13 protein-coding genes are annotated in these 14,169 nt (G+C 23.4%); 10 read left to right on the top strand and 3 right to left on the bottom strand.

Features of this window, described 5'->3' with window-relative positions:
- Positions 1-253 precede the first annotated feature (253 nt).
- From AC5YGC_RS00810 to AC5YGC_RS00785, 6 genes are read left to right on the top strand one after another with little or no spacing between them, the layout of a single operon-like run.
- Positions 254-886, top strand: a complete 633-nt coding sequence (locus tag AC5YGC_RS00810; RefSeq protein WP_496139772.1) for a hypothetical protein — start codon at positions 254-256, stop codon at positions 884-886.
- Positions 883-2,010, top strand: coding sequence for a glycosyltransferase (locus AC5YGC_RS00805; RefSeq protein WP_496139771.1), 1,128 nt, complete (start codon positions 883-885; stop codon positions 2,008-2,010). Before AC5YGC_RS00810 ends, AC5YGC_RS00805 begins: the two co-directional genes overlap by 4 nt.
- Before the next feature lies 1 nt (position 2,011).
- On the top strand, positions 2,012-3,124 hold the full coding sequence (locus tag AC5YGC_RS00800; RefSeq protein WP_496139770.1) for a hypothetical protein: 1,113 nt from the start codon (positions 2,012-2,014) through the stop codon (positions 3,122-3,124).
- Complete coding sequence (locus AC5YGC_RS00795) at positions 3,121-3,867, top strand: glycosyltransferase (protein ID WP_496139769.1); 747 nt, start codon at positions 3,121-3,123, stop codon at positions 3,865-3,867. The genes AC5YGC_RS00800 and AC5YGC_RS00795 overlap by 4 nt, the downstream gene beginning before the upstream one ends.
- The gene (locus AC5YGC_RS00790) at positions 3,864-4,838 is read left to right on the top strand and encodes an NAD-dependent epimerase/dehydratase family protein (RefSeq protein WP_496139768.1); all 975 of its coding nucleotides are present in this window, start codon (positions 3,864-3,866) and stop codon (positions 4,836-4,838) included. Before AC5YGC_RS00795 ends, AC5YGC_RS00790 begins: the two co-directional genes overlap by 4 nt.
- Entirely contained in the window at positions 4,807-5,868 is a 1,062-nt protein-coding gene (locus AC5YGC_RS00785; protein ID WP_496139767.1) for an MraY family glycosyltransferase, read from the top strand. Before AC5YGC_RS00790 ends, AC5YGC_RS00785 begins: the two co-directional genes overlap by 32 nt.
- Here the strand turns inward: AC5YGC_RS00785 and AC5YGC_RS00780 are convergent.
- Positions 5,858-6,892: a glycosyltransferase family protein gene (locus AC5YGC_RS00780; RefSeq protein WP_502314024.1), complete on the bottom strand. Its 1,035-nt coding sequence runs from the start codon at positions 6,890-6,892 to the stop codon at positions 5,858-5,860. The genes AC5YGC_RS00785 and AC5YGC_RS00780 overlap by 11 nt on opposite strands.
- An 81-nt stretch (positions 6,893-6,973) precedes the next feature.
- On the opposite strand from AC5YGC_RS00780, the gene AC5YGC_RS00775 reads away from it, so the two are divergent.
- Genes AC5YGC_RS00775 through AC5YGC_RS00760 form a run of 4 tightly spaced genes read left to right on the top strand, consistent with a single transcriptional unit; the run spans position 6,974 to position 12,017 of the window.
- Positions 6,974-8,686 (top strand): carbamoyltransferase family protein, encoded by a 1,713-nt coding sequence (locus AC5YGC_RS00775; protein ID WP_502314023.1) that lies wholly within the window; start codon positions 6,974-6,976, stop codon positions 8,684-8,686.
- Entirely contained in the window at positions 8,683-9,639 is a 957-nt protein-coding gene (locus AC5YGC_RS00770; protein ID WP_496139763.1) for an NAD-dependent epimerase/dehydratase family protein, read from the top strand. Before AC5YGC_RS00775 ends, AC5YGC_RS00770 begins: the two co-directional genes overlap by 4 nt.
- Positions 9,632-10,735 (top strand): glycosyltransferase, encoded by a 1,104-nt coding sequence (locus AC5YGC_RS00765; RefSeq protein ID WP_496139762.1) that lies wholly within the window; start codon positions 9,632-9,634, stop codon positions 10,733-10,735. Before AC5YGC_RS00770 ends, AC5YGC_RS00765 begins: the two co-directional genes overlap by 8 nt.
- Positions 10,722-12,017, top strand: coding sequence for an O-antigen ligase family protein (locus AC5YGC_RS00760; RefSeq protein ID WP_502314022.1), 1,296 nt, complete (start codon positions 10,722-10,724; stop codon positions 12,015-12,017). The genes AC5YGC_RS00765 and AC5YGC_RS00760 overlap by 14 nt, the downstream gene beginning before the upstream one ends.
- Here AC5YGC_RS00760 and pseB read toward each other — a convergent pair.
- Positions 12,004-13,041, bottom strand: a complete 1,038-nt coding sequence (gene pseB / locus AC5YGC_RS00755; RefSeq protein WP_496139760.1) for a UDP-N-acetylglucosamine 4,6-dehydratase (inverting) — start codon at positions 13,039-13,041, stop codon at positions 12,004-12,006. The two genes, AC5YGC_RS00760 and pseB, sit on opposite strands and share 14 nt — an antisense overlap.
- Complete coding sequence (locus tag AC5YGC_RS00750) at positions 13,038-14,069, bottom strand: GNAT family N-acetyltransferase (RefSeq protein WP_496139759.1); 1,032 nt, start codon at positions 14,067-14,069, stop codon at positions 13,038-13,040. The genes pseB and AC5YGC_RS00750 overlap by 4 nt, the downstream gene beginning before the upstream one ends.
- Between the last annotated feature and the right edge of the window lie 100 nt (positions 14,070-14,169).

Genomic DNA, 14,169 nt, shown 5'->3' with positions numbered 1-14,169 from the left:
AAGTATAATAACTTTAATTTATCTTTGTTTTTTTTTCTTTTATTCAGCACATTATAATATTGTCATTCATAATAATGATATAACAACGATATTTTACCAATCTCTTCAAACGCGAGATTTTCCATTTTTTGAGCATGACCCAGCAATTGCTTTTTATATTTTAGTTATATTTAAATTATTTCTATTTTTTTCGTTAAAGGATAAAAAAAAATTAAATTTTGTTTTTTATATAGCTTTATTTTTAGATTTCTGGATGCTTTTATCTACTAGCTACTATATCTTATATGCATTTACTACAATCTTTACTTTATTGTTCGTAATACTGAAAACTATAAAAATAAAATTTGAAATTATAAAAAAAATATTTTTAATTATTTTTATTTTTTCATTATTTTTAAAATATTTGATAACATACTACGCATACGATTTATTATTTTATTTTGATAAAGAGGCCTATTATTTGTTTAGAGAAGTTTATATAGGTCATTCAGGAAATTATCCTTTCCTAAGTAGCTATATAAATAAACTTACTGGATTAGATATTAATTTTGCAAGCATCTTTCATAGAGTTTTTTATTATTGGACTTTATCAAATGATGACTTAAAAATATTTGGTGTACTTGGATCCCAATATAATTTAGCTTTAACACATGACATATATTTACAATATTTCGTAAATTTTGGAGTGTTTATAATTTTTTTTATTTTATCACTTTTTTATATCTTGAAATTTATACAATCAAGTTATTCTTTAGTTATTTTTTTTGTACTGTTAGCAACCGGCATGTTTGATCACAACATGTTTGCTCAACACTTAACAATAGCTTATCCATTTTGGATACTAATTTCTATTCTTAATCATAATGAAAAAATTAATATTAAATGAAACTTTTATTAATTTTTACACGTGGAGTAGGTTTAACAACATGGAATAAAGTTGGTAACTTAAAAAGAGAATTAATCATCTATAATAGAATGATTGAAGAAAATTTTTATAAAAAAATTTATTTTTTCACATATGAAGCAGCTGATGCAGAATTGTCAAAAACTTTAAAAAATAGTAAGATAATGAATGAAAATATAATTGTTATAAACAAGCCTGAAGTCTTGGAAAAAAAATTTTTGAGCAATACAATAACTTCTTTATATTTTTTATTATTTTTTAATAAAATAAAAAAAAACTGTCATATAATTAAAACAAATCAGATAGATGGCTCTTTACTAGGAGTTTTAATAAAAAAGATTTATAAGAAAAAATTTTATCTTAGATCTGGTTATAGTATTTTAAAGAGAGATAAAGTTTTAAAAGTAGGTTTATTTAGAAAAATATTGAATAATATTCAATCTAACATAGCAATAAAAAATGCAGATATAATTTCTGTAAGTAATTTATTTGAAAAAAAATTTTATAATTACAAATATAATAAAAAAGTAAATTTAATTTACAATTTTATTGATACATCGCTATTTTATAACTTTAACGAAACAAGAAATGGAAAATTTTTATATATTGGTAGAATATCACATGAAAAAAATATTGCTGGATTGATTAAATTGTTTCAAAGAAATAAAAATTGTCAAATTGATCTATATGGGCAAAGAAATATTGCAGTCAAAAAAATTATCATAGAAAATACTAAGAATATTAATTTTTTTGATCCAGTTAATAATGACCAGCTTCCCAAAATACTTAATCAATATTCATACATAATTTTACCTTCTAAATTTGAAGGTTTATCAAAAGTTTTGTTAGAATCGATGGCTTGTGGAATCTTTTGCATTACTTCAAACCTGATAGAAAATAAATTTCTTATAAAAGATAAAAAAAGTGGATTAAATTTTAAAGATATATCAAAATTAGATCTGAATTATATAAAAGGTGTAGATTCTGTAAAAAAAAAAATATTTCAGAATAAGAATATTTCTTTAATTAATAAATATTTCACTTTAGACAAATATTACTCTAATGAAAAAAAAATTCACTTAGGATTAATTAAAAAAACTTTTTGAAATGAACATTCATTTTTTAATTACTCATAGTTATGGAGAACTAGATATTATTGCTCCAATAATCAATGAACTTAGAGAGAAAAATAAAGTTAAAAAAATAACTATAATTATAACTATTAAAGAAATTTTTCTAAATTATAAAAAAGATTTTTTTTATAAAAAATTATTTTTAAAAAAAAACGTTACAGTAAAATTTAGCCCTTTATCAAGTAAGTTTAATAAAAAACCAAGCAATAAGTACCTAAATTTTATTTATAAATTTTTTTGTTCATTTTTTTTTATTATAAAAAATATTTCAATATTATTTACTGATGCAATATTTTATGAAATCACGAATCAGATTTCTAAAGATTTAATCTTTATACTTTTAAATAATTTTTTAAAAAAAAAATTTTTTATCTATCATCATGCTCATAGTTTTAATACCTCAGTAGTAAAAAATAATCATAAGCCTGCAATTCCAAAAAATTATACTTTTTTAGTTTATTCTTCAAAAAATATGGCTTGGTGCAAATCTTTTGGTTATAAAAATTTAAAATTAATTGGATTCCCTAAATTTTTATTATCATGGAAAGCCTATATTAATAATTATGAATTTAGATCATTCCCTAATGAATATGCAACAATCTTGTCAAGACCACCTCACTCTTTTTACATGACGAAAAAAAATTATAAATTTTTGTTAAACTCATCCATTAAACAAATCATTAATTTGTTTCCAAATTTAAAAATTCTAATTAAACCACATCCAAGAGAAAGATCTGAATTAATACTTAAAAATCTTCTTAAAAAATTTCGTAAAAACAAAAATATTGAAATCACTAATTATAATAGTACCCTCCTTGCTAGAGATGCAAAATTTGTTATATCTTTTTTTACTTCCGCAATACTTGAAACTCTTATCTTTAAAACTCCTTCTATAGAATATTTTAGGTTACATAAAAAATTTTTTCTTGTAGAACCTGATGGATCTCCTTATAAAAATATAGGTTTTATAAGCACTACTAAAGAAAAAAAATTAAAAAGATTTCTTATTAATATAAAAAATAAAAAATTTAATACAGTCTATAAAAATATTAATATGAAAAAACCAAACTTAAAAGACCTACTATGATTTCAGTCTTAGTTTCCATATATAATAATGAAAAATATTTAAACCAATTTGTTAATTGTTTACTAAAACAAACTTACACAAATTTTGAAGTTCTAATTGTTGATGATAAATCTACTGATAATACTTTAAAGTTTTTAAAAAAAAAAATATCAACAGATACAAGATTTAAAATATTTGAAAACTCAAGAAGAGTTGGATTAACCTATAATTTAAATTTTTTAATTTCAAAAGCAAAAGGTGAATACATAGCTAGATTAGACCCTGATGACTATTGGTATCCAGAAAAATTACTACATCAAATTAATTTTTTGAAATTAAATAGACAAATACAAATGGTTGGCTGTCAAGGCTATCTATATAAAGATAATAAGAAATATAAAAAAACTAATTACCCAACAACTAGCAAAGAAATAAAGATTAAACTTAAGTATCAAAATCTAATATTACACTCTGCAATTTTAATTAGATCTAAAATTATAAAAAAAAATTTATATAATTGCAATTTTTTCTATATTCAGGACTATGAATTGTGGTGTCGTTTATCTAATAAATATAGATTATATAATCTAAATAAAATATTGGTTAAAATTAATTATAAAGACACTTTAAATATCCAGAAATTATGCTATATACTAAGAATAAAGTTTAGATTCTTAATTACCTTAAATTTAATAGAAAAAATTTTTTACTCATGTCATATAATGTTTTATACGTTAAAAATAATTTTTAAATTGAGAATATGAAATCAATATTAATAGCAGGCGCTGGAGGATTTGTGGGTGGTCATCTGGCTAAGAAACTGTCTAACTCTAAAACTAAGGTTATTTGCGTAGACAAAAAACCTCTCAAAAAATGGTATCAGATAGACAAAAATAATACGAATATATCAATCGATTTATCTAGTGAAAAAGCTTGTCAAAGTTTAACAAAAAACATCGATCAAGTTTATAATCTAGCTTGCGACATGGGTGGAGTTGGTTTTATTGAAGTTTTTAAAGCTCAATGCATGCTATCAGTTTTAATTAATACAAACCTAGTTAAATACTCGCAAATTAATGGTGTAAAAAAATATTTTTTTGCATCGTCTGCATGTATCTATCCAAAATACAAACAATTTAAAAATAGTAATTTTTTACTTAAAGAAACTGATGCTTATCCAGCAGAACCAATGGATGGATATGGTTGGGAAAAACTATTTGGCGAAAGACTTTGTGAAAATTATAGAATTGATCACGGATTAAATGTAAGAGTTGCTAGATTTCATAACACTTTTGGTCCTAACTGCTCGTGGAATGATGGTAGAGAAAAAGCCCCCGCTGCTTTAGCCAGGAAATTTATTGAAGCCAAATTTTCAAAAAAACATAAAATTAAAATATGGGGAGATGGTAATCAAAAAAGAAGCTACACTTATATTGATGATTGTATAACAGGAGTACAAAAGCTTTTAAAAAGCAGTTACTGTTTGCCCATAAACTTGGGAAGCTCTCATTGTGTATCTGTGAATGAACTTGTTGATATTTTAGAAAAAATTTCAGGTATAAAAGTAAAAAGAGAATATATAAAAACTGCACCAACCGGTGTTGAGTCAAGAAATAGTGACAACAAATTAATTAAAAAAGTTTTAAAATGGGAGCCAAAATATAAACTAGAAAAAGGTATGCTTAAAACTTATAATTGGATATATGATCAGTTTAAATCACAACATAATCTTTGATTATATTTATCTTGTAGTTTTTTTTTTAATAATAACACCTTTAGTAGTTATTATTAATAAAAAAAATATTTTAACATTTTACGTTTCCAACAAAGTTCAAAACACTAACTCTCATAAGGCATCTTTATTAGGTGGAATTTTATTATTTATTTATTTATCTTTTTTTTTTAAATTAAATATTATTTTTATTTTTTTTTTGTTATCTATAACCATTATAGGTTTTTTGTCTGATAGTAAATTTTTTGAAAATTCAACATATAGATTAATACTATTATACTTAACTACTCTTATATATGTGTATACTCAAAATACTCTAATAAAGACTACTGGGTTTAATAAATTAGATTTAATTTTAAACTATAAAATAATTAATATTTTATTTACAGCTTTTTGCATTACTTTAGTGATTAATGGCTGCAACTTTATTGATGGAATAAACAACAATCTAAATTTTTATTTCATTCAAGCTATAATCGTATTATCTTTTACCCTGAATTCTAACCTTTTAGACTTAGAAAGTATTTTATTACTTCATAATTTAACTCAATTAATGGTATTTATAATTTTTTTAGCTGCCATGAATTATTTTAGCATTATTTTTAATGGTGATAGTGGTGCTTATTTAATGGGAGCTTTTATTTCTGTATTGACAATTAATATTGTGAATAATAGTGCAGGAATTCAGCCAATGTTAGCATCTTGCATATTTGTCTATCCATCTATGGAAGTTTTGTTCTCAATATTACGAAAAAAAATTGTAAAAACTAACCATAAACAAATTGGCCCATTACATCCAGATAATAAGCACATACATATGATTTTATTGAAGTATATAAAAAAAAAATTTACATCCAACGTTAATAATAGTCATTTAATAACATCGCTAATAATTTTTATATATAATGGAATATATCTTCTTTTAGTGCTTGTTAATAAAAATAATTTTTTAAATTTAAATATATGCTTTTATGCATATTTAACGTTGTATTGTTTTTTTTATTTTACACTGTTAAGAAAAGTTAAGCTTTAATTAATTTTTTTAACAAGTTGCAACCACCAATAATATTAGAGTTTTCTATGTGGTAAAATTTATTATTAGTAGAACCTAATCTATAAATGTCAGAATCCTTTGGGCCAATAAAAATTATTTTATTTTTTGATTTAACAGAACAAAAATACTTAGACGGTAAGACAATTTTAGAAAAATCTTTTTTTAATAAAATTAGATGAATATCACATATTGCCAACAACTTCCCTGCTAACTTTTTGTTAAGTAAATGAGTTTGTTTAAATTTAATATTTAATTTCTTTAAACCATCAATTAATTTTTCCTTTTGGCTACCTGTGCAATTGATCCATATTTTATAATTTTGCTTATAACTAATATTATACTGATGAAAGACTTTGATAAGTGTATCTATATCATGTGCGAAACCAACTGTGCCAGAGTATAAAAAAATTTTTGATTTAATTTTTTTTTTTATATTAGGTATCTCTAAAAAACATTTTTCATACCTTAATTGTTTTTTTATATTGAAAAATTTATTATCTAAATATAATTTTTGATCTTTTCCAAGGATAGAAAATTTATATATTTGTTTTCTTAATAAGTTGGTTATGATTAATAAAATTTTAATAATATAATTATTATTTAATGCAAATAATGTTTCTGGAAAAAAATCTGTAGTCCTAAAAATTAATTTTTTTTTGAGAAAAAAATTTATTATCACAACAAAATAAAACAAAAGTTGTGGAGTTCCACAAAAGTACAAATATTGAAATTGTTTTCTACTACTAATTGTTTCTAAAGAAATTTTACAACAAACTAATAAGTTCCAAAGAACCCTAAGAAAAAAATTATTTTTATTTTCAGGTCTGATTTTAATGGTTGTAACTAATAAATTGTTAATTTTATAAGTTTCATTTTTAGATTTTGATAGACCCAAAAATTTAGTATTGGGTACCTTATTTGAAATCTTTTTAGCATGTTCAAAAAGACTTTCGCCTGTTGCTGAAAAATGGTCTATGTAGTCCCCAATGAATAATATTGACATAATCTTTTTTTATTTAAAACAAGTAATTCATTTGATATATACAATTATTTAATACTACCAATAAATAGAATCAATAATTAAATGACATATTATCTAGGAATCAGCGCATATCATGCAGGATCTTCAGCTTGTATATTTAAAGACGGAGAAATAATTTGTGCGATTGAAGAAGAGAGACTCAATAGAGTTAAAAATTGGGCAGGGTTCCCTATGCTTTCAATAAAAGAATGTATTAAGGAGGCAAAAATTGATGTTTCTGACATTAATTATATTACTATTAATTCAAACCCTGCATCAAACATTGGTATGAAGTTTAAAAAATTTTTACTTTCAAATAATAAAGAAAAATTAATAAAAAATTATCTTAATAGATTTTATAAAAAAAATTATATTAAGAATACCTTAGAAAAAGAATTTAAGAAAAAAATAAAAGCACAAATTATAAAAGTAGACCATCACTTATCCCATATATTTTCTTCATATTATTTATCAGGTTTTAAAAATGCTGTTGGACTTTCTATTGATGGGTTGGGTGATTTTGTAAGTTTATGCATAGTTGAATTTCAAAGTGGTAAAAACGTAAAAGTTTTACACAAGGAATATTATCCAAATTCATTAGGTTTCTTTTATGAAGGTATTACACAATTTTTAGGATTTCATGCTTATGGTGATGAATATAAAGTAATGGGGTTATCAGCTTATGGAAAACCAATTTATAAAGGCCTGCTTGAAAAACTATTTTTAAACAAAAATAATATCATGTTAAATCAATATTATCTCAATGATCTTTTAAGTAAACAATCTAAATTAATGGGAAAGCCAAAGAGTCCTACAATCTTAAATGAAAAATTTAAAAGAATTTTTAAAGACGTAAGACATAACAATAAATTTAAAGAGGATATTGCTTGCTCTGCGCAAGCTTTATACGAAGAAAAATTTAAATTAATTTTAAAAAAATGTTCAGAACTCAGTTCGTATAGAAATATAGTAATATCAGGGGGATGTGCTTTAAATTCATTGGCAAATGGTACAATTTTGAAAAATACTACATATAAAAAACATTTTATACCTTATATGCCAGGTGATAATGGAGGATCTATTGGTTCGTGCTTATATCAAATTAATAAAGATGGAAAAAATATCAATAAAAATAAATTGAGCTCACCCTACCAAGGGCCAAAAATAAAAGAAATCGAAGAAAAAAAAATAATCAAAATTTTTGAGAAATCAAATAAAATAATAAAATTTAAGAGCAATAAAAATTTAGCTAAATTTATAGCTAAAGAAATTCTAAAAAAAAAAATTATTGCATTGTGCCAAGACCGTATGGAATTTGGGCCTAGGGCACTTGGAAATAGATCGATTATATGTAGTCCGTCACTTAAAAATGCAAAAGATATTTTAAATAAAAAAATTAAATTAAGAGAAAATTTCAGGCCCTTTGCACCAAGTATACTTGAAGGTCATGTTTCAAAGTGGTTTGTATCTAACAAAAAAATTCAATCACCATACATGTCCTATGTTTATGAAATTATAGAAAACAAAAGAAAATTAATTCCTGCAGTATGTCACATAGATGGTTCTGGACGATTACAAACAGTTACAAAATTAATGAATGAAATGTATTATAATATTATAAAAGAATTCTATAAAATTTCAAAAATTCCAATAATTTTAAATACGTCCTTTAATATAAATGAACCAATAGTAAATAGCCCAATACAAGCACTTAAAACTTTCAAAAGGTCTAATATGGACTATTTAATAATAAACAAAATTGTAATTAAAAAATGAAAAAAAAAATCTTAATTACAGGAGGATCTGGATATATTGGAACAGCACTAACAGCTAACCTGTTAAAAAAAAATACAATATTTATTGTTGATAAAGAAAATATTGAACAACATTATCAGAAAAAAGTAATTTTTTTAAAGTCGGATTTTTCATCATTAAAGACTATTAGACTCATTCAAAAAGAAAGAATAGAAATAGTAATACATCTTGCAGCTTATATAGATAGCCTTGAAAGTGAAAAAAAAAAGGATAAATATAAGTTAAACAACCTAACTAAGTCAAAAAAGTTTTTTTTAAATTTAAAAAAACATACCGAGGTAAAAAAATTTATTTTTAGCTCCTCTGCAGCTGTTTACGGAAATGCAAAATTACCAACTAAAGAAACTGCTAGAACAAAACCTATTAACTATTATGGGTTCACTAAATTATATTTTGAAAATTTTCTAAAAAAAAATCATGATAACAGAATCAAGTGTTTATGTTTAAGATTCTTTAATATAGGTGGAACTAGTAGGAATATTTTAAAAAAAAACTCTGCCTACAATGCACTATTTTATAATATAGCAAAATGTATTGTCGAAAAAAAACCATTTAATGTTTATGGAGACAGGCATGAAACTAAAGATGGAACTTGTTACAGAGATTTTATTCATCTTGAAACTTTAGTGGTTTCAATTAATAAATTAATACCAAAATTAAACAAAAGTTTTGAAATAATCAACATTGGAAATGGAAAGGCCATTAGCATTAAAGATATTATCGAAATTATTCAAAAAAAAATAAGACTACCATTTTTATATTATATTAAAAAAAATAGAGAAAATGAGATTTCATATTCGTCTTCTAATATACACTTGTTAAAAAAAAAAATTAACTATACATCTAGAGATGAGGTAAAAAAAATAATTTTGGATGAAATAAAAAACTTTAGAGCACTTCAAAATTATGATTAATGTTGCTTTTGTTTTTGAAGACTCAAGGTTTGGTGGACCACATGCACAGGCAATTACTGCTATAAATAAGATAAAAGGGATTAATTTTAAAGTCCTTATCTCAAATAAAAGCTCACATATCTTTAAAAGTAAACTAAGACTTAAAAAAATTATTTATGAAGAGAAAGATATTTACAGTATATCTCTCAATTTTAATTCACTATTAAAATATATATTTTTTTTTATTAGAGATTTTTTTACTATATTTTTTTTTTTAAGAAAAAATAACATTGACATTGTCCATATTCCTGGCGGACTTTATTTCTTTAAAACAGTTTTGGCAGCGAAATTAGCAAGAAAAAAAATTATATGGCATATCCATGATGAACAATCTAATCTTATCTTAAAATTTATTTTTTATTTCATTAGAAATAATATAAATTATTTTCTATTTGCATCATATTCATCTTTGAAATATTACAAGAAATATCTACCACTTAAGGTTAAAAAAGGTATTGTGCAATCTACGATTGATGATAAATTTTTCAAATTAAAAAGAAAAGCGTCTAATAAATTTTCAATTTTAACTGTTGCTAATATTAATCCTGTCAAAGATATTGAGACTATAATCCTTGCGGCAATAGAACTTAAAAAATATGAAAATGACATTTCCTTTATTATTGTGGGACAAGTTTGGGATAGTCAAAAAAAGTATTTTCACAAAATTTTAAAAATGATTCATGAAAATAAAGTTTCAAATATAAAAATTATAAATAAATTTACTGATCCAGTAAAGTTTTACTCTAACTCAAGCATATACATCTGCTCATCATTGAATGAATCATCTCCTATGGCTGTTTGGGAGGCAATGAGTAGTGGGTTGCCTATTATAACTACTCCCTGTGGTGATATTAAATATCTTTTAAAAAATAATTTTAGTACCTTAATTTTTAATAGAAAAAATTATAATTCTTTGGCAAAAAAAATTATTTATTTAATTAAAAATAAAAAAGTTAGAAATAAAATTTCAAAAAATGCAAAAATTATTGCAAATAATGAATTTTTAGCTCAAAAAAATATTCCAAAAATTAGAAGTATTTATAATGAAATTTACTAGTAACATCACATCCCCTTCAAAAATAATTAATTTTTTTATCTCTTTCTTACCAATTAGTTTTGTAATAGGAAATGCTGCAATAAATATTAATGTTGTACTAATACAAATTTTATTTTTATTATTTTTTTCTAAACTCTATTTTATTTATTTCAAAATAAAAAAAAATTTAATTATCACTTTATTATTGTTATTTTTATTTTCGTTAAATATTTTATATTCGATTAATACAAGTGCTTCTCTTATTTCCTTTCTGGGTATTTTAAGGTATGGATTATTATTATTGAATTTTCACCTACTTTTAAAATATGAAATAATCAACTTTAAGAATTTTGAAAAAATCCTTATTCTAACTTTTATTTTTGTTCTATACGACACTATTCATCAATATATCAATGGTTATGATCTATTTTCTTATCCAACTTATGGAACACAACCGGTTAGGCTTACCGGCCCTTTTGGGAATGAGCCTGTGCCAGGAAGTTTTTTGGTAAAATTATCATTTTTATTTATTTACTCAGTATCGTCAATCTTTCAAAATACTAAATATAAGAATATTTTCTTTTTCTTATTAATCATATTATTATTAATTTTTATTACAGTGCTTCTAACAAAAGAAAGAGCTGCCACAATAATGATTTTACTTGGTATATTTACTTTTGTTTTACTAAATCAATCTATTACCCTTAAGCTTAAACTATTAATTTTTCTCTCTTTTTTTTTTATTTCTATTATTTTAATAACAAATGTAAAATCACTTAATGACCACTATATAAACAGAACTATCGATCAGCTTGGACTTTCTAGTGGTGATTCTAGTGGTGATTCTAGTGATTATTCAAACTCGTTCAAGGACCATAATAAAATTTTAGATTCTCAGTGGGGCGCACACTACCTTACTGCTTTTGAAATCTTTAAAGACTATCCATTACTTGGATCTGGCATGAAAACTTTTTCAATTATTTGTTCAGACAAAAAATATGATAATATAAACTCTGCATCTAAAGACTCCAGATGTTCTACACATCCCCATAATACTTATTATGAAATATTATATAGTGGGGGTTTATTATTTTTTATAATTTTTTTTGGAACTTTGATATTCTTATTTTACAAGATTCTTTATATTAACAGTCATAAAAAAATATTTCTCTTTACCAATTGGTTAATACTTTTTTTCCCTTTTCAAACTACAGGGTCATTATACCAAACATGGAATGGATTGTTTTTTGTTTTTTTTGGAATTTATCTAATAAGTGTGTGTACAGAAATTAAAAAAAATTAATATTTTTTTTCAAGAATTTTTTTATTCTTTCTGAATTTAAAAAATTTTTATTAGTATCAGATCTATATTCAAAATTTGTTTTAACAAATTTTCCTACTTCATTTTCATATTTTAAATATTTTTTAGAAATATTTGCTGAAGTTGTTGAGGGTAAAATTATATAGTAATATTTAAATTCTAATGTTTGTAAAGCACTATCCACGGGACACATTAATTCATGTATTTTTTCACCTGGTCTGATACCAATTATTTTATAATTAACTCCTGGAGATATAGCTTGCATTAAATCAGTAATTTTAATGGATGGGATTTTAGGTATAAAGATTTCACCACCTCTCATCCTTAAAAAGCTTTCAATAACAAAATCAATTGCTTCATCTAATGTAATCCAAAATCTAGTCATCTTATCGCTTGTTAATGGAAATATTTTTTCTTTTTTATTTTTTAAGTCAATCAAATGTGGAACAAGAGAACCTCTTGAATTTAAAACATTTCCATATCTGACAACTGCAAAAGATGTATCTTGTGATCCGACTATATTATTTGCAGCTGTAAATAATTTATCAGAAACTAACTTTGTGGCACCATATAAGTTAACTGGTAGGGCTGCCTTATCAGTTGATAGAGCAACTATTTTTTGAACTTTATTTTCAATTGCAGCATCAACAACGTTTTGAGATCCTAGTACATTAGTCTTTATACACTCAAAAGGGTTATATTCTGCAGCAGGTACTTGTTTTAATGCTGCTGCATGAACTATAAAATCAACACCCTTCGTTGCAAAAAACAATCTGTCTCTATCCCTAATATCTCCTATTAAAAATCTAACATAATTTTTTTGTATTTTAGTGAGTTTACTTGCAAACTCATATTGTTTGAGCTCATCTCTAGAATAAATTATAATTTTTTTGCATACACCTAATTTTATAAGTTTTTCTGTAAATGCCCTTCCAAAAGATCCTGTCCCACCTGTGATGAGTATTGATTTGTTCTTAAATAAATTTTTTGCTTTTGATATATTCATATTAAGTTATTTATCTCGTTAATTTTTAATTTATAAATAAATTTTGGAAATAACTTTGAACCAAATTTTTTTTTAAAATCTGAAATTGAATACTGTTTATCAGATATATTTTTTTGATGCCATGCATAAGATTCTCCGATATCATAATATTTAATTCCCTTATTTTTCAAGTATTTGATTGTTTCCCACTCTAAAAAATGTCGAGGCATATATTTTTTTTCGTATATTTTATCATTAACTTGCGACCAGCCAAATGCAAAATATTCATTGAATCCGACATAAAGAAAGGAAATATTTTTTTCCCCAAGTTTTGCTACAGTTAAGCATGAATTTTTATTTATTAAGCTTTCAAGCATTAAATCCCAAGTTTTTTTAGGTCTTGTAATTTTTTTTGCTGTTAAAAAATGTTGCTTTTTAAAATTATCAAATAATTGTTGAATTTTAAATTCGTTAATATCTAGTGAATTTTCAAAATTTAAATTTTTTGCTCCTACTTTTTTTATATTTTTTTTATGGTACTTGCTCATATTATCAAAAATGTTTGTTTCATTTTCTTGTAAATTTAAAATAAGTGTATTGCCAATATTATGAATTTTTGAAAATTGATAATGTTCAAAAAAATTATCTATTGAAAAATAACTATTTTTTAAAAATTTAGCTTGAAAAGCATGCTTGCAAAATAAATACGATATTATTTTATTTTTTAACATAATTTTTTTGATTTCTAAAAAAATATATGAATATATCTTTTTTCTAATTGAGTTGCTCAGATTTAAATCAATTGTGATAGATGGGCAAGGCTGATCCGCAAAACTTAATCTATTTTTATAAGTGGCCAAAGGAACTGTTGCGACCACATCATCTTCTTCATTGAAAACTGCGAATGATATATTTTTAACACCTTTAAAAGCAGAATAGTATTCTATTAATTCATAAGATGTGAATGGAGAAAGGTCTCCAACTAACCTACAAAATTTATTCCATTTTTTTTTTCCAATTTCATTTATATATTTATTTGTAAATAACATTTAATTTTTATTTTTTTTATTATGTATATATATTTAATATATAAATACATATAGTAGAAATTTAAGTATCCACAACAGACCCACTCTTTTCATCAAAAAT

The organism is Candidatus Pelagibacter sp. uisw_138, from assembly GCF_059512485.2.
Note: the sequence above shows the minus strand (reverse complement) of the source record. Positions and strands in the feature narration are given on the sequence as shown.

Coding starts and splice junctions, on each gene's coding strand:
- AC5YGC_RS00810 (WP_496139772.1), top strand. CDS start 254: ATGCTTTTATCTACTAGCTACTATATCTTATATGCATTTACTACAATC.
- AC5YGC_RS00765 (WP_496139762.1), top strand. CDS start 9,632: ATGATTAATGTTGCTTTTGTTTTTGAAGACTCAAGGTTTGGTGGACCA.
- AC5YGC_RS00785 (WP_496139767.1), top strand. CDS start 4,807: ATGATCAGTTTAAATCACAACATAATCTTTGATTATATTTATCTTGTA.
- AC5YGC_RS00800 (WP_496139770.1), top strand. CDS start 2,012: ATGAACATTCATTTTTTAATTACTCATAGTTATGGAGAACTAGATATT.
- AC5YGC_RS00805 (WP_496139771.1), top strand. CDS start 883: ATGAAACTTTTATTAATTTTTACACGTGGAGTAGGTTTAACAACATGG.
- AC5YGC_RS00795 (WP_496139769.1), top strand. CDS start 3,121: ATGATTTCAGTCTTAGTTTCCATATATAATAATGAAAAATATTTAAAC.
- AC5YGC_RS00775 (WP_502314023.1), top strand. CDS start 6,974: ATGACATATTATCTAGGAATCAGCGCATATCATGCAGGATCTTCAGCT.
- AC5YGC_RS00790 (WP_496139768.1), top strand. CDS start 3,864: ATGAAATCAATATTAATAGCAGGCGCTGGAGGATTTGTGGGTGGTCAT.
- AC5YGC_RS00760 (WP_502314022.1), top strand. CDS start 10,722: ATGAAATTTACTAGTAACATCACATCCCCTTCAAAAATAATTAATTTT.
- pseB (WP_496139760.1), bottom strand. CDS start 13,041: ATGAATATATCAAAAGCAAAAAATTTATTTAAGAACAAATCAATACTC.
- AC5YGC_RS00750 (WP_496139759.1), bottom strand. CDS start 14,069: ATGTTATTTACAAATAAATATATAAATGAAATTGGAAAAAAAAAATGG.
- AC5YGC_RS00770 (WP_496139763.1), top strand. CDS start 8,683: ATGAAAAAAAAAATCTTAATTACAGGAGGATCTGGATATATTGGAACA.
- AC5YGC_RS00780 (WP_502314024.1), bottom strand. CDS start 6,892: ATGTCAATATTATTCATTGGGGACTACATAGACCATTTTTCAGCAACA.